At 75.6% G+C, this 18,913-nt stretch carries 15 protein-coding genes; 8 read left to right on the forward strand and 7 right to left on the reverse strand.

The genetic code is table 11. The annotated features are described in order from the left end of the window. Positions 1-3: 3 nt before the first annotated feature. Both ACFVFS_RS07730 and ACFVFS_RS07735 read right to left on the reverse strand, forming a co-directional pair. The gene (locus ACFVFS_RS07730) at positions 4-3,867 is read right to left on the reverse strand and encodes a glycosyltransferase (RefSeq protein WP_380621289.1); all 3,864 of its coding nucleotides are present in this window, start codon (positions 3,865-3,867) and stop codon (positions 4-6) included. A 234-nt stretch (positions 3,868-4,101) separates the two neighbouring features. Beyond that, positions 4,102-4,371 carry a WhiB family transcriptional regulator gene (locus ACFVFS_RS07735; RefSeq protein ID WP_030310813.1) on the reverse strand — a complete coding sequence of 90 codons (270 nt, stop codon included), beginning with the start codon at positions 4,369-4,371 and terminating at the stop codon, positions 4,102-4,104. 628 nt (positions 4,372-4,999) lie between these two features. Here ACFVFS_RS07735 and ACFVFS_RS07740 point away from each other — a divergent pair. The 3 genes from ACFVFS_RS07740 (at position 5,000) to ACFVFS_RS07750 (ending at position 7,959) form a co-directional block, all read left to right on the forward strand. Beyond that, positions 5,000-5,635 carry a cysteine dioxygenase gene (locus tag ACFVFS_RS07740; RefSeq protein WP_380621517.1) on the forward strand — a complete coding sequence of 212 codons (636 nt, stop codon included), beginning with the start codon at positions 5,000-5,002 and terminating at the stop codon, positions 5,633-5,635. 75 nt (positions 5,636-5,710) lie between these two features. Continuing rightward, positions 5,711-6,670 (forward strand): 2-phospho-L-lactate transferase, encoded by a 960-nt coding sequence (gene cofD, locus ACFVFS_RS07745; protein WP_376098338.1) that lies wholly within the window; start codon positions 5,711-5,713, stop codon positions 6,668-6,670. Then, entirely contained in the window at positions 6,667-7,959 is a 1,293-nt protein-coding gene (locus ACFVFS_RS07750) for a coenzyme F420-0:L-glutamate ligase (RefSeq protein WP_380621291.1), read from the forward strand. The genes cofD and ACFVFS_RS07750 overlap by 4 nt, the downstream gene beginning before the upstream one ends. Positions 7,960-7,973: 14 nt before the next feature. On the opposite strand, the gene ACFVFS_RS07755 is transcribed toward ACFVFS_RS07750, so the two are convergent. Both ACFVFS_RS07755 and ACFVFS_RS07760 read right to left on the reverse strand, forming a co-directional pair. Then, positions 7,974-8,210 (reverse strand): type II toxin-antitoxin system RelE/ParE family toxin, encoded by a 237-nt coding sequence (locus ACFVFS_RS07755; RefSeq protein WP_380621293.1) that lies wholly within the window; start codon positions 8,208-8,210, stop codon positions 7,974-7,976. Between the two features lie 10 nt (positions 8,211-8,220). Continuing rightward, positions 8,221-9,231 carry a DNA-3-methyladenine glycosylase family protein gene (locus tag ACFVFS_RS07760; protein WP_380621295.1) on the reverse strand — a complete coding sequence of 337 codons (1,011 nt, stop codon included), beginning with the start codon at positions 9,229-9,231 and terminating at the stop codon, positions 8,221-8,223. 6 nt (positions 9,232-9,237) lie between these two features. On the opposite strand from ACFVFS_RS07760, the gene ACFVFS_RS07765 reads away from it, so the two are divergent. After that, entirely contained in the window at positions 9,238-9,729 is a 492-nt protein-coding gene (locus ACFVFS_RS07765; protein ID WP_380621297.1) for an SgcJ/EcaC family oxidoreductase, read from the forward strand. Positions 9,730-9,738: 9 nt separating this feature from the next. Here ACFVFS_RS07765 and ACFVFS_RS07770 read toward each other — a convergent pair whose 3' ends face one another. Next, entirely contained in the window at positions 9,739-10,929 is a 1,191-nt protein-coding gene (locus tag ACFVFS_RS07770; protein WP_380621299.1) for a peptidoglycan recognition protein, read from the reverse strand. A 155-nt stretch (positions 10,930-11,084) separates the two neighbouring features. Between ACFVFS_RS07770 and ACFVFS_RS07775 the strand changes: the two genes are divergently transcribed. The 3 genes from ACFVFS_RS07775 (at position 11,085) to ACFVFS_RS07785 (ending at position 15,144) form a co-directional block, all read left to right on the forward strand. Further along, positions 11,085-11,876 carry a TIGR03089 family protein gene (locus ACFVFS_RS07775; RefSeq protein WP_380621301.1) on the forward strand — a complete coding sequence of 264 codons (792 nt, stop codon included), beginning with the start codon at positions 11,085-11,087 and terminating at the stop codon, positions 11,874-11,876. A 36-nt stretch (positions 11,877-11,912) separates the two neighbouring features. Next, positions 11,913-13,232: an LCP family protein gene (locus ACFVFS_RS07780; protein ID WP_380621303.1), complete on the forward strand. Its 1,320-nt coding sequence runs from the start codon at positions 11,913-11,915 to the stop codon at positions 13,230-13,232. Between the two features lie 235 nt (positions 13,233-13,467). Continuing rightward, on the forward strand, positions 13,468-15,144 hold the full coding sequence (locus tag ACFVFS_RS07785; RefSeq protein WP_380621305.1) for an LCP family protein: 1,677 nt from the start codon (positions 13,468-13,470) through the stop codon (positions 15,142-15,144). Positions 15,145-15,226: 82 nt separating this feature from the next. Here ACFVFS_RS07785 and ACFVFS_RS07790 read toward each other — a convergent pair whose 3' ends face one another. Together ACFVFS_RS07790 and ACFVFS_RS07795 are read right to left on the reverse strand one after the other, a co-directional pair. After that, positions 15,227-15,868 carry an acyltransferase gene (locus tag ACFVFS_RS07790; RefSeq protein ID WP_380621307.1) on the reverse strand — a complete coding sequence of 214 codons (642 nt, stop codon included), beginning with the start codon at positions 15,866-15,868 and terminating at the stop codon, positions 15,227-15,229. A 75-nt stretch (positions 15,869-15,943) separates the two neighbouring features. Next, a complete protein-coding gene (locus ACFVFS_RS07795; RefSeq protein WP_380621309.1) occupies positions 15,944-16,984 on the reverse strand; it encodes a glycosyltransferase family 2 protein in 1,041 nt (346 codons plus the stop codon). A 221-nt stretch (positions 16,985-17,205) separates the two neighbouring features. Here ACFVFS_RS07795 and ACFVFS_RS07800 point away from each other — a divergent pair, with 221 nt between their 5' ends. Further along, positions 17,206-18,777, forward strand: coding sequence for an LCP family protein (locus ACFVFS_RS07800; RefSeq protein WP_380621311.1), 1,572 nt, complete (start codon positions 17,206-17,208; stop codon positions 18,775-18,777). Positions 18,778-18,913 lie beyond the last annotated feature (136 nt).

The raw sequence follows: 18,913 nt of genomic DNA on the forward strand, positions 1-18,913 counted from the left end.
GGGTCAGCTCCCGGATCCGTGGTGCGGGTACCGGCCCGGGCCGTGCGGGCCGTTCGGGTCGTGGGGCTCGTTCGGGTCCGGCTGGTCGTAGTAGGGCTCGGCCTGCTGCTGCCCGGGCACCCAGGGCTGCTGGCCGGCCTGCTGGCCCATCTGCTGGTACTGGTCGTAGCCGTACTGCTGCTCCGCCGGGTACGGCTGGTAGCCCTGCTGCTGGTAGCCGTCGCCGTACCCCTGGCCGCCGTACGGCGCGCCCACCGGCTGCTGCGCGGCGTACGGGTCGTAGCTGTACGGGTCGGCCTGCTGGTAGGTCTGGTACGGGTCGGTGTACGGCTCGGCCTCCTGCGCGGCGGCGGCCGCCTGGACCGCCCCCGCCGCCGGCTCGCCGGCGGACTGCGCCGGGATCGTGCCCGGCCGGCCCTCGTACACCCCGCTCTCCGGCTCGTCGGCCTCCGGGGCCTCGCTCTCGGCGCCCTCGCCGCGCTCGGCCATCCGGCGGGCCCGGCGGCTGCCGGGGGCCGGGGCCTGCGCCTGGGCGGCGGCGGCCAGCGCGGCGGCCTCGACCACGCCCTCGGGCAGGTCGTCGTCCTTGTGGTTGCGCCGGCCGGGCAGGGCCAGCACCAGGACGGTCAGGCCGAGCAGCAGCTGGGCCCAGATCCAGCCGGTGTGCAGCAGGCCGTCCTCGCGGGTGACGAGCAGCTTGCCGCCGCCCGCCGGGAGCTTGAAGCCCTGCGCCCAGCCGTCGACGGTGACCGGCTCCAGCGCGGTGCCGTTCACGGTGGCCTTCCACTGCGGGGCGGCGGACTCGGCCAGTCGCAGCACCCGGCCCTCGGGGCCGGCCGGCACGGCGGTGTCGACGTCGCGCTCGCCGGACGGGACGACCACGGGGGCGGTGCCCGGGGCGGTGATCAGCGCGCGGGTGGCGGGGGTGCCGTCGACCTGCCAGAGCGCGGCGCCGCCGTCCTGGTTGGCCTTGACCAGGCCGGGGGTGGTGTCCAGGACGTCCTTGAAGGCGCCGATCAGCGGCTGGTCGACCAGCACGTAGGCGATGCCGTAGCGGGAGAGCGCGCCCGCCTGGTCGGCGCCGGAGCCGGCCAGCAGGCTGCCGACCGTGCGGTCCAGGCCGGCCGTGGTGCCGGTGGCGGGATCGACGGTGGACTCGGCCTGGCCGAGCGTCAGACCGGCGCCGCGGACCACGGTGTAGTCGACCGAGCCGCCCTTCGGGTCGCCGGTGACGACCAGGGTGCGGGAGCGGTCGGTGGTGCCGGCCTGCTCGGCGATGAACGCGGGCACCTGGGCGCCGCGGTCGCGGTGCAGCGGACCGTCGGCGCCGGTGACGGCCCACCAGAGGCCGGTGCCCAGCGGGGCGAGCACGGCGGCGGCCACCACCAGGGCGGCGACCGGCTGGCGCCAGCCGAAGGCGATGCCGGCCACGCGGGCGTTGGCGCCGTCGGCACCGATCGCGGCGGCGGCCAGCAGGGCGACGCCGGCCAGCAGGGTGGCGGGGCCGGACCACGCGGGCACGGCCGGGCCGCCGGAGGCCGGGGTGACCGAGGTGCCGGCCACCGCGACGGCGAAGAGCAGCCCGGCACCGGCGGCGCCCCAGGCGGCGAGCACCGCGCGGCGGCGGTCGGCGCGCAGCAGGGCGGCCAGCGCGGCGAGCACCACGCCGGCGGAGAGCCAGACCGGCGGCACACCGGCGCCGCCCGGGTTGACCAGGAGCAGTCCGGTGGCGGTCGGCCCGGCGCCGTGCAGGCCGGGCAGGCCGGCTTCGAGCAGCAGCCGCTGCGGGTGCGCGAGCACCTGGAGCGACCAGGGCGCGAGCACGCCCACCGGCACCGCGAGGATCACCAGGACGCGCAGGCCGAGCAGCCGCAGCGCGGTCGCACCGGAGCCGAAGGCGCCGCCGCGGACCACCGCGGTGACCAGCATGGCCAGGCAGAGCGGGACGGCCAGCGCCCAGACCAGCGGGACGAAGGCAGTGGCCAGGGTGAGCAGCAGGACGGTCATCCAGGCGGAGCGCCAGCCGGGGCGGGCGCCCTTGGCGGCGCTCTCGTCCCGGATGCCGAGGCCGGCGGTGATCGCGGCGGCGCGGGCCAGCGGCGGCAGCAGCACGGCCAGGACGGCGGTGCCGATCCGGCCCTGGGCGAGCGCGCCGGTGGCGGCGGGCAGCAGCGCGTAGGTGGCGCTGGCCCAGGCGCGGACCAGCTTGGAGTCGATCAGCGGCCGGGAGACCAGGTAGGCGCTGACGGCGGAGAGCGGGACGGCGAGGACGACCAGCAGGGTGACCGCGAGGTCGGCGTGGTCGAACAGCATCCAGGAGAGGATCGACAGCACCGCGAGGTAGGGCGGTGCGGCGGCCGTGGAGCCGGTGCCGACGGGGTGCCAGGCGTCGGCGTACGCCGACCAGAGCCCGGCCGCGCCGTCGGTGGCGGGCAGCAGGGCGCCGCCGAACAGCGCGTCGCCGCCGAGCAGGCCGCGGCAGGCGACCAGCGCGAACACCAGCAGGGCCGCGAACAGCACCGGGGCGGGACGCCGGACGAGCTTCTTGAGCAGGGCGAACTGCTCGACGACCAGGTCCTCGGCGTCCTCGTCGCCGCCGGCCTCGACGCCGCCGTGCCGGCCGCCGGCGTCGTCGGCGCCCCCTATCCCGAGCGAGCCGATGGCGCCCTCGACGGCGAGCCGGGCGGTGGCACCGGGCGCCGGGAAGAGCGTGCGGTCGTCCAGGGCGTCGGCGGCGCGGGTGCGGGCGCGGCGTTTGCGGGCGGCCATCAGCCGGGGCAGCCGGACGAGTTCGTGGCCGAGGCCGGCGAGTTCGTCGAAGGCCTGCTTGGGGTCCTTGCCGAGCAGGTTGGCGACCACCCGCAGCAGGGTGCCGAGCACCAGCCGCAGCAGGACGTAGGGGAAGAGCGCGCCCTTGGAGTTGGCGAGCAGGGTGTAGACGGCGCCGGCCTTGTCCACCCGGTGCGGGTGGGCGGGGCCGCAGTCGATGGCGCGGCGCTCGCGGCTGGCGGCCTCGGCGTGCCGGAGCACGGCGTCCGGGGCGACCACGACGCGGTGGCCGGCGGCGTTGACCCGCCAGCAGAAGTCGGTGTCGTCGCGCATCAGCGGCAGCGCCCGGTCGAAGCCGCCGAGCTCCTCGAAGACGTCGCGGCGCACCAGCATGCCGGCGGTGGAGACGGCGAGTACCGGGCGGACCTGGTCGTGCTGGCCCTGGTCCTGCTCGCGCCGGTCCAGCCCGGTCCAGCGGCGGCCGGAGCGGGCGATGCTGACACCGACCTCCAGCAGCTGCCGGCGGTCGTACCAGCTGCGCAGCTTGGGGCCGACCACGGCGGCGCTGGGGGTGGAGTCGGCGACCTGGAGCAGGCGGCGCAGCGCGTCGGTCTGCGGCTCGCAGTCGTCGTGCAGCAGCCAGAGCCACTCGACCGGCTGGGTCTCCCGGGGGCCGCCGCGGCCGAGGTCGTCCTGCTCGCCGAGCGGGTCGCCGAAGTCGTCCCAGCCTCCGGTGACCGGGTCGTAGCCGGAGGGGTCGAGCCGGTAGGGCAGGTCCTCGGGGCGCAGCGGGGGGCTGTTGAAGACCGCCTCGCCGACCGCGGTGCCGAAGCCGGCCCGGCGGCCGAGGACGGTCGGGCCGCTCTCCGGGAGCCAGTCGGCGAGGGTCTCGGCGAGCAGGCGCGGGGACTCGTCGGTGGAGCCGGTGTCGACGGCGAGGACGCGCTGCACCTGGCGGTCCTGGCCGAGCAGGCCGGCGAGGGCCCGGGGCAGCCAGCGGGCGCCGTCGTGCGAGACGATCACGGCGGTGACCAGGTGGCGCGGGTAGGCGGGCGGCCTGCTGGAGGAGAAGCCGCTCTGGTGGCTGAAGACGGTCATCGCGTGCGCGGGCCCCAGTTCTCGGTGGACACAGCCGGTGAACGGCAACCGGATGGCGCACCACACTAACGGCTCCCGATGACGGCTCCGTCCACGGTGTCCGTCCGCACCGCCCGTCCGGGAACGCGGAAGCGCCTCACCACCGGTGGTGAGGCGCTTCGTCGCAGGTCGTCCGTGCGGGCCGGCTGTTCGATGATCCGGGGTCCGGGGATCCGGGGGACGCGTCCACCCCGGTCAGACGGCGCTCTTCTTGAGCCGGCGGCGCTCGCGCTCGGAGAGGCCGCCCCAGATGCCGAAGCGCTCGTCATTGGCCAGGGCGTACTCCAGGCACTCGGAGCGGACCTCGCAGGCGAGGCAGACCTTCTTGGCCTCGCGCGTGGAGCCGCCCTTCTCGGGGAAGAAGGATTCCGGGTCGGTCTGGGCGCACAGCGCGCGCTCCTGCCAGCCGAGTTCCTCTTCCTCCTCGATGCCGTCACCGATCAACAGCTCAAAGAGCTCGCTCATGTGGCGCGCCTCCTCTGCCCCTATTGGCGTCCCCGTGGTTGCCGTTGCCTCGTGCGGCCGACGACACGAGTGAAATTACAGTTGCGTCACTCTGGCCCAGTCAAGCCGAGCTCTGGTATTGGGGCCAGGATTCACTCCCCGGCACCAAGCCGTTACGAATAGTGTACATAACCGGACACATCGGACCTCCCGCCCGATTGCCCTCGAAGGCCGGTGAACCCTTCGCAACCGGGGGCCGGGTGACGCGCAGTCACCGCCACAGGCCGGTCATCGGCCTCTCTTCCCGGCGATCTTCCCATCGAAACATAGAGGGTGATTTATCACCCCATCGGGTACTTCGTGGCCCATCTCACCCGAATGTCCGCTCTCTCCGAGTTGACACCGCCCCCGCGGATGCGATGTCCTTGCTTCCATGTCAGAGTTCGCCAGCCCCCGGAGCGGTTCCGCCCTCCGCCGTGCCGTGAACTCCTGTTGTCGCCTCTGTTCCTGCCGCTGTATCTAGGCGCCCGCCGTCCCGCCGCGCGCCGCCCAGGAAGCACAGAGGCCGCCCGCGATTCCCGCCCCAGGACATCCCGGATCCGGCTGATCCCCTGACGACCCAGCCCTTCCGAGGACGACTCCCGTGCGAATGACCCGCATCCGCAAGCGGAACCGCGACCGCAGCAAGCTCTCCCGCCGCGCCGCCACCCGGCCCGGCGCCCCCGCCCCGGCCGCCCGCCCCGGCGAGCACCCGTGGGCCGACGGCCTCAGCGACGTCTCCATCGCCGGCGACCCGCTGGCCTTCCCGCACCTCGCCCGCACCGACCTGCCCGGGCACCCCGTGACCGTCGCCGACCACTCCCGGCTGGTCCGCGAGATCGCCGCCGACCGCTCCCGCTGGGAGCCGCTCGTCCGCTACGACGCGCTCACCCGCTGGTACGCCCGGCTGGAGACCGGCCCCGGCTACGAGGTCTGGCTGCTCAGCTGGCTGCCCGGCCAGAGCAGCGGCCTCCACGACCACGGCGTCTCCTCCGGCGTGATGGCCGTGGTGCAGGGCGAGCTCGTCGAGCGCTCCCTGACCCACGCCGGGGAGGGCGCCCGGACGCTGCGCCCCGGCGGCCAGCGGGTGTTCTCCGCCGGCTACCTGCACGAGGTGGTCAACGGCTCGCTGGAACCGGCCGTCTCCATCCACCTCTACAGCCCCGGCCTGACCGAGATGAACCAGTACGGGGGCGCCGCGGCCGTGCCAGAGCAGCACCGGCAGACGTCCGCCGAGGTCAGCTAGGTCCTCGACCTCGACCCGGCGGCGGGTTGTCGAGGACCGGGCTGACGACCCGTCGGCGCGTGGCAGGATGGGCGCATGCGCATCGTGGCACTGGCAGGCGGGATCGGCGGAGCGCGTTTCCTGCGCGGACTCCGGGAGGCCATCGGTCCCGAGGACGAGATCACCGTCATCGGCAACACCGGTGACGACATCCACCTCTTCGGGCTGAAGGTCTGCCCCGACCTCGACACCGTCATGTACACCCTCGGCGGCGGCATCCACGAGGAGCAGGGCTGGGGCCGGACCGACGAGACCTGGTCCATCAAGGCCGAGATGAAGGAGTACGGAGTCGGGCCCGAGTGGTTCGGGCTCGGCGACCGCGACTTCGCCACCCACCTCGTGCGCAGCCAGATGCTCACCGCCGGCTACACCCTCAGCCAGGTCACCGAGGCGCTCTGCGTCCGCTGGCGGCCCGGGGTGCGGCTGCTGCCGATGAGCGACGACCGGGTCGAGACCCATGTCCGGATCACCGACGACCAGGGCACCCGGGCGATCCACTTCCAGGAGTACTGGGTCAAGCTGCACGCCGCCGTCGACGCCGAGGCGATCGTGCCGATCGGCGCGGACACCGCCAAGCCGGCGCCCGGGGTGCTGGAGGCCGTCGCCGCCGCCGACGTCATCCTCTTCCCGCCGTCCAACCCGGTCGTCTCGATCGGCACCATCCTGGCCGTGCCCGGCATCCGGGCCGCCGTCGCCGCCGCGCCCGCCCCGGTGGTCGGGCTCTCCCCGATCATCGGCGGCGCCCCGGTGCGCGGCATGGCCGACAAGGTGCTCGCCGCCGTCGGCGTCGAGGCCACCGCCGAGGCGGTCGCGCTGAACTACGGCTCCGAACTGATCGACGGGTGGCTGGTGGACACCGCCGACGAGGCGGCCGTCGCCGCCGTCGAGGCCGGCGGGATCGCCTGCCGGGCCGTCCCGCTGCTGATGACCGACGTCCCCGCCACCGCCGAGATGGCCCGGGCCGCGCTGGCGCTCGCCGAGCAGGTGCGCGGATGACCCTCCAGGTCCTCCCCGTCGGCGGGCTGCCCGAGATCGACGCCGACTCCGACCTCGCCGGGCTGATCGCCAAGGCCGCCGAGTACCGGGACGGCGACATCCTGCTGATCACCTCCAAGGTGGTCAGCAAGGCCGAGGGCCGGGTGCTGGAGGCCGCCGACCGGGAGGCCGCGATCGACGCGGAGACCGTCCGGGTGGTCGCCCGCCGCGGCAGCACCCGGATCGTCGAGAACCGCAACGGCCTGGTCATGGCCGCCGCCGGCGTCGACGCCTCGAACACCGCCCCCGGCACCGTGCTGCTGCTCCCCGAGGACCCGGACGCCTCGGCCCGCGCGCTGCGCGCCCGGCTCCAGGCGCTCACCGGGCGCCGGCTCGCCGTCGTCGTCACCGACACCTTCGGCCGGCCCTGGCGCAACGGGCTCACCGACGTCGCGATCGGCGCCGCCGGGCTGCCCGTCGTCGAGGACCACCGGGGCCGCACCGACTCGCACGGCAACCCGCTGGTCATGACCGTCACCGCCACCGCCGACGAGCTGGCCGCCGCCGCCGACCTGGTGAAGGGCAAGGCCACCGGCACCCCGGTCGCCGTGGTGCGCGGCCTCGGCCACCTGGTCACCGCCGAGGACGGCGAGGGCGCCCGGCCGCTGGTCCGGCCCGCCGCCGAGGACATGTTCCGGCTCGGCACCTCCGAGGCGGTCCGGCAGGCCGTCACCCAGCGGCGCACCATCCGCGCGTTCACCGCCGAGCCGGTCGACCCGCAGGCCGTCCGGCGCGCCGTCGCCGCCGCGGTCACCGCGCCCGCGCCGCACCACACCACCCCGTGGCGCTTCGTCCTGCTGGAGACGCCCGAGGTGCGGACCCGGCTGCTGGACGCGATGCTCGCCGCCTGGCGCCGCGACCTCGCCGGGCTGGACGGCTGGGACGAGGCGAGGATCGCCCGCCGCACCGCCCGCGGCGACGTCCTGCGGGCCGCCCCGTACCTGGTGGTGCCGTGCCTGGTGATGGACGGCTCGCACGACTACCCCGACGGGCGCCGCGCCGCCGCCGAACGGGAGATGTTCACCGTCGCGATCGGCGCCGCCGTGCAGAACCTCCTGGTCACCCTGGCCGGCGAGGGCTACGGCTCGGCCTGGGTGTCCTCCACCATGTTCTGCCGCGACACCGTCCGCGCCGCCCTCGACCTCCCCGGCCACTGGGACCCGATGGGCGCCATCGCCGTCGGCCGCCCCGCCGAACCCCCGCGCACCCGCCCCGGCCGCCCCGCCGACGCCTTCATCGAGGTCCGCTAGGGGCCCCTGGGGGCTCAGAGCCGGCGGTACACGTCCCGGCGATTGCCGACGGTGACCACGAGGATGACCAGCCGGTCTCCCCGCACCTCGTAGACCACGCGGTGGGCGCCCACGCGCAGGCGGTAGGGACCGTCGTGCCCGGCGGTGACTCGAAGAGGTCCGCCGGCAACTCCGCCGTGCTGACCGTGGGATCGTTGCGGTGGAGCTCGGCCTCCCTGGCGGTCAGTTCCTCCGCCGCTGAAGGTGTACACCGTCTCCGGGTCAGTGGTGGCGGTGGTCGTTGGGGGTGAGGCGGGGGCCGAAGCGGGGGGCGTGGGTGCCGGTGGCGGTGATCAGGCGGCAGAGGCGGTGGCGGTGGGGACGGTAGGGCTCCAGGAGGGCCAGCATCCGGGCGTCGTCGCTGCGGACCCGGCCGGCCAGGGCCCAGCCGACGATGTTGGGCAGGTGGAAGTCGCCGACCGAGACGGCGTCGGCGTCGCCGTTGCTGCGCTGGAGGGTCTCGGCGGCCGTCCAGACGCCGATGCCCGGGACGGCGGTGAGGCGGGCGAACGACGCCTCGTGGTCCATCCCGGAGGCCTCCTCCAGGCGGGGCGCCAGGCGGACGGCGCGCTGCACCGTCGCCGAGCGCTTCGGGTCCACGCCCGCGCGGTGCCAGTCCCAGCTCGGCACCAGTGACCACTCGCGGGCCGAGGGTGCCACCCGCAGGCCCTCGGCCGGACCCGGCGCCGGGGTGCCGAAGGCGCGCAGCAGGGTGCGCCAGGCGCGGTAGGCCTCGCCGGTGGTGACCTTCTGCTCCAGGATCGCCGGCACCAGGGACTCCATGACCAGGCCGGTCCTGACCAGTCGCACGCCGGCCACCTCACGCTGGGCCTCGCGCAGCGGGCCGGGCGGCAGGACCAGGCCCGCCGGGTCGTCGCCGGCGCCGAGCAGCTCCGGCAGCCGGTCCAGCAGCCACGGGGCGGCCGGGCCCCAGGCCTCCGCCTCGACGACCCCCTCGGAGGGGCGGGCGAGCACCCGCAGGGTGCCGATGCCGGCCGGGGTGCGGGAGGCGCGCCAGACGGCGCCGTCGGGGGTGGTCCGGTAGGCCGGGTCGCCCGGGCCGCGGCGCAGCGGGAGCAGGGTGCGGGCCACGTCCAGCGGGAAGCCGGGCCTCCAGCGGCGCGCGGTTCCGGGGGCGGAACCGGCGCTCCTGGGGGCGGGCACGCCCGTGCGCGCGCCCGTCCGCGTGATCCCGCTCACCACCGTGCACCTCCTGCGCTGTCCGCCGACCATGGGGATATGAACGATACGCGGGTGGCGGAGTTGGCCCCGGGTGACGAGAGTGCCGTGCGGGCCCTCTACCACCGGGTGCTGGAGGGCTGGAACGAGCGGGACGGCGCGGCCTTCGCCGGGCCGTTCGCGCCGGACGGCCAGGTGATCGGCTTCGACGGGAGCCGGTACGACGGCCGCTCGGTGGTGGCCGCCGAACTCGGGCGGCTCTTCGCCGACCGCGCGACGCCCGAGTACGTCGCCAAGGTGCGGCGGATCCGGGCGCTGGCCCCCGGGGTGGCGCAGCTGGACGCGGTGGCCGGCCTGGTGCCGGACGACGCGGACGACCTGGACCCCGCGCTGAACGCGGTGCAGACGGTGATCGCGGTCAACGCGGGGGCGGGCTGGCGGATCGCCCTGTGGCAGAACACCCCGGCCCGCTACGACCTGCGGCCCGACCTCGCGCGGGCGCTGACGGCCGAGCTGCGGGAACTGGTCGCCCGCGGACCGGGGCCGGGGTGAGACCGGTGGCTAGCGGGTGGCGGCGGTGTCGGCGCGGCCCTGGAGGCGGGCCGCCTCGGTGCGGATGCCGGGGAGCTCCGGGTAGAGGGCGGCGCCGGGGCACTCGGTGCTGAAGCCGTCGCGGTGGCCGGAGACGGCGTCGAAGGAGACGGTGGTGCCCGCCGGGTAGCGGCTGGCGCTGGAGCTGGAGACCAGCTTCACCCGGCCGCCCGCGTCCCGGCCGGTGAGGCCGAGCTTCCAGGCGGAGATCCGGGCGAGGCCGGTCAGCAGCGCCGGCGGGGGCGCGTCCTCGACGTAGGTGCCGATCGCCGCCACGCCCGCCGAGTCGGCGTTGAAGCCGAGGGTGTGGGCGCCCTGCACCGGCAGGTCGGTGCCGCCGGCCCGGCCCTCGTAGACGGTGCCGCAGCGGTCGACCAGGAAGTTGTAGCCGATGTCCCGCCAGCCGTTGCTCTGCACGTGGTACTGGTAGATCGCCCGGATCACCCGGGGCGCGTCGGCGCACTCGTAGGCGGTGGCGGTGGCGGTGTGGTGGACGAAGACCGCCCGGACCTGGCCGGTGTACTCGAAGTCGGACGCGCGGATGGACTCGTCGGCGCCCCAGCCGGCCCGGGTGACGATCTCGGGGCGCGGGGCCTGGTGGCCGGAGCGCCGCCCGCCGCCCGCCGGTTCGGCGGGCCCGGTCCGGGCGGCCGGGGACCCGGCGCCGCGCCCCGGGTCGACCAGCTCGACCCGCAGGCCGGGCGGCGGGCCGGCCGGACCCGCCGTCACCTCGACGGCCACGCCGTCGCTCGGGCCGGTCCACAGCGGGGCGGTGCCCGCGCGCCGGGCACCGCCGGCGGCGGCCGGGGTGTCCGGTCCGTCCTCGCCGTCGGCCTCCAGCCGCTGCCAGTCGCGCCAGGCGCCGGTGGCCGCGTCCCGGGTGCGGACCCGGACGGTGCCGTCGGCGAACGCGTGCGCCGGGCCGTCCCAGGTGACGCCGATCAGCTCGAACCGCCCGGTGGTGCGCGGCGCCAGCACGCGTCCCGCGGCCGACCGGTGCGGGCCGTCCAGCGCGAGCGAGGTGACGGAACCGCCGCCCGCCGAGGTCCGCAGCCCGGCCCGCGGCGAGGCCTCGGCGGAGGGCGGACCGGACTCGGCGGCGGCCGGGGACAGCGGGAGGACGGCGGTGCAGACGGCGAGCAGGACGACGGGGAGGGCCACGCGGGGAACGACGGTCGGTCGGCCGCGGAGGCCCTGGGGAAGGATGCGCATAAACCGGATGTTCACGGGATTTCGACCTGCGCGCCACGCCACCCGGCGCCGCTTCGGCCACCCCTCCCGGACGTCCACCCGAAGGCCGTAGGCTGGGGCGCACCATGACTTCGCCTTTCGCTGCCGATGCCCGCACCCCCGTCGAGCTGCTGCACGCTTACCTGCGAGGTGGCACTCCCTCAGTCGACCCCGCGGCCCCGCTGGTCACCTTCTACGACGACGCCAGCGGCGAACGCGTCGAGCTCTCCGCCCGGACCTTCGACAACTGGGTCGCCAAGACCGCCAACCTGCTCCAGGACGAGCTCAACGCCGGGCCGGGCGACCGCGCCGCGCTGCTCCTCCCGGCCCACTGGCAGAGCGCCGTCTGGCTGCTCGCCTGCTGGTCCGTCGGGGTGGCGGCGGTTCCGGCCGGAGACCCGGCCGACGCCGACCTCGTGGTCAGCGGCCCGGACGGCCTGGCGGCCGCCCAGGCCTGCGAGGGCGAGCGGGTGGCGCTCGCCCTGCGACCGCTCGGCGGGCGGTTCCCGCAGCGCCCGGACGGCTTCCTGGACTACGCGGCCGAGGTGCCCGGCCAGGGCGACCGGTTCGCCCCCTACTCCCCCGTCGCCCCGGACGCCCCGGCGCTGGAGACCTCGGTCGACGGGCTGCCGCTGAAGCTGACCGGGGAGCAGACCGTCCAGCTGGCCCGCGAGGGCGCCGCCCGGCTCGGGGTGGGCCCCGGCGACCGGGTGCTGTCCACCCTCTCCTACGACGACTGGGCGGGCCTGGAGGCCGGTCTGCTGGCGCCGTTGGCGGCCGGCGCGTCAGTGGTGCTCTGCCGCAACTCGGACGGCCTCGACGCCGACCAGTGGGAGAAGCGGGTGGAGTCCGAACGGGTGACACTGCGCCTCGGGTAACCCCCGGCCCCGGCCCGGCGGGTAGGGATCCCTGCCATGGCCGAGGACGACACCGAGCACCCCCCGACCGAACGCCCGCCGACCGACCGCGACCCGGCCGACCACCCTCCGGCCGGGGAGTCCGGCGCCGCGGAGCCGGAAGCCGTGTCCGAGGCTTCCGGCGGCCGCCGGCGCCGCCGTCGGCGGTGGCTGGTCGTCACCGCCTGCGCCCTCGCGTTCCTGCTGGTGGCCTGCGGCACGCTGCTCTGGGTCGCCTACCGCAAGCTCGACGGCAACATCCGCACCGACTCCACCACCGACCAGTTGCTGGCCCGGCTGGAGGCCGAGCGCCCCAGCCGGACCGCCGGGGCCCGCGGTGCGGAGAACCTGCTGCTGATCGGCAGCGACGACCGGACCGGCGCCAACGCCTCCTACGGCACGGCGGGCGGCCAGCGCTCGGACACCACGATCCTGGTCCACCTGGCGGCCGACCGCCGGCGCGCGACCGCCGTCTCGATCCCGCGCGACGTCATGGTGACCGTCCCCGCCTGCGAGAAGCCGGACGGCACCCGCAGCCGGGCCGGGCTGGCGCAGTTCAACTCGGCCTTCGAGACCGGCGGCCCGGCCTGCTCGATCCGGACCGTCGAGCAGCTCAGCGGCATCCGGATCGACCACTACGTGATCATCGACTTCACCGGGTTCAAGCGGATGGTGGAGGCCGTCGACGGGGTCGAGGTGTGCGTCCCGCAGCCGATCCACGACAAGGACGCCAAACTGGACCTGCCGGCCGGGCGGCAGACCCTGCGCGGGGAGCAGGCGCTCGGCTACGTCCGGGCCCGGGAGACCCTCGGCGACGGCAGCGACACCCAGCGCATGGGGCGTCAGCAGCAGTTCCTGGCCGCGCTGATCCGCAAGGTGCAGTCGCAGGACGTGCTGCTCAACCCGACCAAGCTGTGGCCGGTGCTGGACGCGGCCACCTCCTCGGTGCGGGCCGACGGCGGGCTGTCCTCGCTGGGCGCGCTGTACGACCTGACCCAGGACCTGCGCGGGATCCCGTCCTCGGACGTGACCTTCCTGACGGCGCCGCGGCAGCCGTACCGGTTCGACTCGGACCGGGACGAGTTCGTTCAGCCGCAGACCACCCAGCTGTTCGCGGCGCTGCGGGACGACCGGCCGGTGGAGGTGCGGCCGCCGGGGCCGGGTCCGTCGCCGACGGCCCGGGCGGCGCCGGGGGCCTCCCTCCCCCCGTCGGCCCCGCGGACGGCGTCGCCGACCCCTCGCGCGGTGTCGCCGACGCCCACTCCGTCACCGAACGTCACCACCGCGCCGTCGTACGAGGGGCGGACCGCCGACGTGGACGCGTGCGCCGTGCACTGACCGGTGGCGGCGCCGATCAACCGTTCATCGGATCACCGTTCCGTACACGGATCATGATCTTGAAAGGTTCTCCCCGGAAATTCCCAGCACCGGATTCACCTGGGGAAATGCCGTTCCGCGCCATGGCGGAGATCACATCAGGAACAATTCCCCCACCCGGCTCGTCTAGGGTGTCCGAGTCGGTCGCGCAATTGGCGGACCGGTCCGGGAACCGGACGGAGGGAGGGGAGCACCCGTGCAGCAGGACACCCACGGCGTCACGCCGGACGCGGGGCCGCCGCCCCCGCCCGAGCCGTTCGCCCCCGCCCGGGGCATCCCCGTCCAGCGGCGGCGCACGTCCGCCGGAGCAGCGCCCGAGCGTTCCGCCGAGACCGCCGCGGCGTCCGGGGCCGGGCTCCCGCCCGGCGGCGGCCGGGCCGCCCACCGCAGGGCGCGCGCGGCGCGGCGCAACCGCCGCCGACGGCTGCTGAAGTGGACCGGAGGCCTCGGCGCGTTCGTCCTGGTGGCCGGCTGCGGCGGCGCGTACTACGCGTACCAGCACCTCAACAACAACATCACCACCGTCAAGGTGCAGCTGGGCGACGAGGCGGAGCGGCCCCAGCCGGTCGGCGACGACCTGAACATCCTGGTGATCGGCACCGACAGCCGGGAGGGCCTGGGCCGCTCCTACGGCGACGAGGGCAGCGCCGGGCACGCCGACACCACCCTGCTGTTCCACGTCGCCAAGGACCGCACCAACGCGACCGTGCTCAGCATTCCGCGCGACCTCATGGTGCCGGTCCCGGACTGCCGGACACCGGACGGGAAGAACATCCCCGGTGAGTCGCGCACGATGTTCAACAACAGCCTCGGCCAGGAAGGCCGCGATCCGGGCTGCACCTGGAAGACCGTCGAGAAGATGACCGGGATCCGGGTCGACCACTTCGTGATGGTCGACTTCGAGGCCGTGAAGACGCTCTCCACCGCCGTCGGCGGCGTCGAGGTGTGCGCGGCCAAGGACATCAACGACCCGGACTCGCACCTGAAGATGAGCAAGGGCCGGCACGTCGTCCAGGGCGACGAGGCGCTCGCCTTCGTCCGCACCCGGCACGCCGTCGGACAGGGCGGCGACCTCACCCGGATCCCGCTGCAGCAGCAGTTCGTCAGCTCGATGATCCGCTCGATCAAGAGCAGCGACACCCTGACCAACCCGGCCAAGCTGTGGAAGCTCGCCGACGCCTCCACCAAGGCGCTCACCGTCGACTCCGGGATCAACAGCGTCGACAAGCTGAAGGACCTCGCGCTGGACGTCAGCAAGGTCGACACCGGGAACATCACCTTCGCCACCGTGCCGGTGCTGGACGACCCCGCGGACGAGAACCGGCTGATACTCAAGCAGCCGGACGCCGGGCAGCTGTTCTCGATGGTGGCGGGCGACCGGTCGCTGACCGAGGGGGCGGCCGCCCCGGCTCCGGCCTCCCCGACCTCCCCCGCGGCGCCGACGGCTTCGGCGGCGCCGACCGCCCCTGCCGCTCCGGCGGCTCCGGCGGTGGACGTGAAGGAGCAGCGGGTGACCGTGCGCAACGGCAGCGGGACGCCCGGGCAGGCGCAGCAGACCGTCGACCGGCTCCAGGCGAAGGGCTACGCCCGGGCCGCGACCTCCGCCAACGCGCCGGTCACGGCGACCACCACGGTCTCCCACCCGGCCGGGAAGGCCGCCGAGGCGGCGGCGCTGGCCACCGCGCTGGGCCTGCCCGCCGACGCGGTCAAGGCGGACCCGAAGCTGGGGGCGAAGGACGGGCTGGTGCTGGTGCTCGGCAAGGACGCGCCCGCCGCCGCGGCGGCCGCGGCGACGCCGAGCGCGCAGGCCACCGAGGCGCCGAAGGACCTCCAGCGGGTCCAGGCCGACGACACCGACGTCTGCGCGAAGTAGCCCGCCCCGGTCCGTCCGGCTCCTCCGGCCCGGCTCGTCCCGCTCGTCCGGCCCGGCCCGGCCTGGCCCGGCCCGGCCCCGGTCAGGAAGCCCCGGCGAGGGTGAGCACGCCGTCGGACTCCCGGTACTCCTCGCCGGTGCGCGGGCAGCGCCAGCGGTCCGGGCCGGCCGGCTCCAGCGGCTCGCCCGCCCGGCCGACCCACTTGATCCGGCGGGCCGGGACACCGGCGACCAGCGCGAAGTCCGGGACGTCCCGGTGCACCACCGCGCCGGCCGCGACCAGGGCCCAGCGGCCCACCGTCACCCCGGCGACCAGCACCGCGCGCCCGCCGATCGAGCAGCCCCGACGCAGCGTCACGCCACGGGCGTGCCAGTCGTCTCCGCGCTTGAGCCGGCCGTCGACGTCCACCGAGCGCGGGTAGAGGTCGTTGGTGAGCACCGCGGCCGGGCCGACGAAGACGCCGTCCTCCAGCACGGCGGGCTCGTAGACCAGCGCGTGGTTCTGCAGCTTGACCCGGTCGCCGATGCGCACCCCGGGGCCGACGTAGGCGCCCCGGCCGATGATGCAGTCCGCGCCGATCACCGCGTCCTCGCGGACCTGGGCGAGGTGCCAGACGGTCGTCCCGGCGCCGAGCACCGCGCGCCCGTCGACGTCGGCGGTCGGCTCGATCCGGGCCCCGGCAGCGGCGGAAACGGCGGCGGACCCGCCCTCAACTGTCCCCATGGCGCCCGACGATAGCGCCGGGGGCGGGGACAGGAGGGCGGGTCCGCGGGATTGGCCGGCAAGGACCGCCGGGGGTCAGCCGCGCTCGGCCACCACGTCGGCGGCGGAGGGGGAGCGGCTGCCGATCACCTTGCGGGCCAGCGAGCGCGGCGAGGTGAGGAAGCCGAAGCCCCAGCTGAGGTGCATGGTCGCGAGGGCCACCGGGAGCAGCGCCTTCGCCTTGGGCGACAGGCCGCGGCCCTCGACCAGCGCGCCGCCGAGGATGCCGAGCAGGTAGGCCCCGGGGGCGGCCAGGAAGACCGGGTGGACGGCCGCGCCGAGCACCAGCCCGAGCGTGACGCCGAGGAAGGCCGCCGGGGGCGCGAGGTAGCGGAGGTTGACCGAGCCCTTGTGGTACCGGGTGACCACCCGGCGCCAGCGGCCGTAGTCCTTGTACTGCTTGGCCAGCGCCCTGACGCTCGGCCGGGGGCGGTAGGTGACGCGCAGCTGCGGGGTGAACCAGACCAGGCCGCCGTCCTGGCGGATGCGGTAGTTGAGCTCCCAGTCCTGGGCGCGGACGAACTCCTCGTTGTAGCCGCCGAGGCGCTCCAGCACCTCGCGCCGGAAGACGCCGAGGTAGACGGTGTCCGCCGGGCCGGCCAGGCCGCCGGTGTGGAAGGCGGCGTTGCCGACCCCTATCTTCGAGGTCATCGCGGCGGCGACCGCGTGCTCCCACTCGGTCTCGCCCTCGGCGTGCATGATGCCGCCGACGTTGGCGGCCTCCATCTCGTCGAGCAGCCGGACCGCGGTGGTGATGTAGCCCGGGGTGAGCAGGCCGTGGCCGTCGACCCGCACCACTATCGGGTGGCGGGAGCCGCGGATCGCGGCGTTCAGCCCGGCGGGGGTGCGCCCGGTGGGGTTCCGCACGGTTTGGACCCTCGGGTCCTCGGCGGTGAGTTCGGCGGCGATCTCGTCGGTGCGGTCGGTGGACGGGCCGAGGGCGATCACCACCTCCATCGGCCCGGCGTAGTCCTGTTCCAGGATGTGCCGGACGGCCGTGCGCAGGTGTCGTTCCTCGTTGAGCACCGGCATGATCACGGAGACCGCCGGCAGCTCCTCAGCAGCCTTGGTGTTCATCGGGGCCAACCGTACCGGTGCGGACGGGGTGCCGTCCTGTCCCGGTCCGGGCCGCTGTGACCGGCCCCGGAGGCGGGCGGACCCGAGGGAACGCCGACGGGACGTTCCGCCGTTGCCGGAGAGCACCAGGAGGAACGTTTCACCGATCGCGGCCCACCGTACTCCCCGGCCCCGGCGCGCCCTCACCCGGCCCGGCCGAGGGCGCCCCTACCATCCGAGAGATGCCCGTCTCCCCCCTCTCCGCCCAGCCCTGCGCCCGGCCCGGCCGGCGGCGCCGCTGGCCCCGCCGGCTGGCCGCAGGCATCGCGTTCAGCGTCCTCGCCACCTCCTGCGGCGGCTGGGCGGTGCTGCACGGCATCGGTGCGATCGACCGGGTCGACGCCTTCGGAGACGACCGGGTCCGGCCGGCCGACGACGCCTCCACCACCTTCCTGGTGGTCGGCACCGACGAACGCGAGGGCATCCCGGAGAACACGCTGAAGACCGTGCTGCACGCCGGCGGGGAGTCCTGCCACTGCACCGACACGATGATGATCGTCCGGCTCGCCGGGGACGGCTCCCGGGCCAGTGTGATCAGCATTCCGCGCGACTCCTATGTGGACATCCCCGCCCACCAGGACGCGGCCACCCACAAGGAGGTGCCGGCCGGGAAGGGCAAGATCAACGCCGCGTACGGGCTGGGCGGGCCGCAACTGGCCGTCGCCGTCGTCGAGCAGAACACCGGGCTGCGGATCGACCACTACCTGCAGGTGAACTTCGCCGGGTTCGTCGCCGCCGTGAACGCCGTCGGCGGGGTCCGGGTGTGCACGGCCAAACCGCTCAGGGACGAGTACTCGGGCCTGGACCTGCCGGCCGGCACCAGCGTCCTGGACGGTGCGGGGGCCCTCAAGTACGTACGCGCCCGGCACGTGGACGGCAGCGCCGACCTGGGGCGGATGCACCGGCAGCAGAAGTTCGTCGCCCAGCTGCTGCACGAGGTGACCAGCAGCGGCACCCTGCTGAACCCGGTCCGGCTGGCCCGGGTGACCGACGGCCTGCTCGGCTCGGTCAAGGCCGACAAGGGGCTCGCGGCCAAGGACGCGATCGCCCTGGCGACCCGGATGAAGGACCTGACGGCCGGTCGGGCCGACCTCGTGACCGTGCCGCTGGCCTCGGTGGACCATCCGGTCGCGGGGTGGGGGTCGACGGTGCTGTGGGACCGGGAGCGGGCCCGGCAGCTGTTCGACGCCGTCCGGGAGGGGCGGCCGCTGACGGACGGGGCGGCGGCCGCGGAGACGGCGGCGCCGGGCCCGGCGACCTCTGCGCCGACGCCGACGCCGGCCCCGATCGCTCCGGCACCCGTCACACCGGACCAGGTGCACGTCCAGGTGTTCAACGCGGCGGGCACGACGGGGCTGGGTGCCCGGGTCGACGCCGAGCTGCGGCGGGCCGGGTTCGCCACCACCGGGGTGCCGTCCAACGCCCCGTCCGGCACGGCGGCCGGGCGGACGGTGATCCGGTACGACCCGCGCTGGGCGGAGTCGGCGCGGACGCTGGCGGGCGCGGTGCCGGAAGCCGCGCTGACGCCGGTGCCGGGGCTCGGGGTGATCCTCCAGCTGTACGCGGGCGCGGACCACCCGGCGGCCACGCCGACGGCGGAGGCGCCGACCGCCGTTGCCGCCCCGCCGCCCCCGCCTCCCGTGCCGGGTGCGACGCCGTCCGGTCCGACGGGCGAGGCACGGGCGGGCGAGGCACGGGCGGAGGAGGCGGAGCCGGGCGCCGCGGAGCGGGCGAGCGACATCATCTGCCCGTGAGCGCGTTCGCGGCCCGGAGGGTGCGCAACGGTGAGGGGGCAGGGTGCCCGCGGCACCCCGCCCCCCGCGCGCCCCCCCCCCCCCCCCCCCCCCCCCCCCCCCCCCCCCCCCCCCCCCCCCCCCCCCCCCCCCCACG

It is taken from the genome of Kitasatospora sp. NPDC057692 (assembly GCF_042799475.1).
Lineage (GTDB): Bacteria > Actinomycetota > Actinomycetes > Streptomycetales > Streptomycetaceae > Kitasatospora.

Coding starts and splice junctions, on each gene's coding strand:
- ACFVFS_RS07730 (WP_380621289.1), bottom strand. CDS start 3,867: ATGACCGTCTTCAGCCACCAGAGCGGCTTCTCCTCCAGCAGGCCGCCC.
- ACFVFS_RS07735 (WP_030310813.1), bottom strand. CDS start 4,371: ATGAGCGAGCTCTTTGAGCTGTTGATCGGTGACGGCATCGAGGAGGAA.
- ACFVFS_RS07740 (WP_380621517.1), top strand. CDS start 5,000: ATGACCCGCATCCGCAAGCGGAACCGCGACCGCAGCAAGCTCTCCCGC.
- cofD (WP_376098338.1), top strand. CDS start 5,711: ATGCGCATCGTGGCACTGGCAGGCGGGATCGGCGGAGCGCGTTTCCTG.
- ACFVFS_RS07750 (WP_380621291.1), top strand. CDS start 6,667: ATGACCCTCCAGGTCCTCCCCGTCGGCGGGCTGCCCGAGATCGACGCC.
- ACFVFS_RS07760 (WP_380621295.1), bottom strand. CDS start 9,231: ATGGTCGGCGGACAGCGCAGGAGGTGCACGGTGGTGAGCGGGATCACG.
- ACFVFS_RS07765 (WP_380621297.1), top strand. CDS start 9,238: ATGAACGATACGCGGGTGGCGGAGTTGGCCCCGGGTGACGAGAGTGCC.
- ACFVFS_RS07775 (WP_380621301.1), top strand. CDS start 11,085: ATGACTTCGCCTTTCGCTGCCGATGCCCGCACCCCCGTCGAGCTGCTG.
- ACFVFS_RS07780 (WP_380621303.1), top strand. CDS start 11,913: ATGGCCGAGGACGACACCGAGCACCCCCCGACCGAACGCCCGCCGACC.
- ACFVFS_RS07790 (WP_380621307.1), bottom strand. CDS start 15,868: ATGGGGACAGTTGAGGGCGGGTCCGCCGCCGTTTCCGCCGCTGCCGGG.
- ACFVFS_RS07795 (WP_380621309.1), bottom strand. CDS start 16,984: ATGAACACCAAGGCTGCTGAGGAGCTGCCGGCGGTCTCCGTGATCATG.
- ACFVFS_RS07800 (WP_380621311.1), top strand. CDS start 17,206: ATGCCCGTCTCCCCCCTCTCCGCCCAGCCCTGCGCCCGGCCCGGCCGG.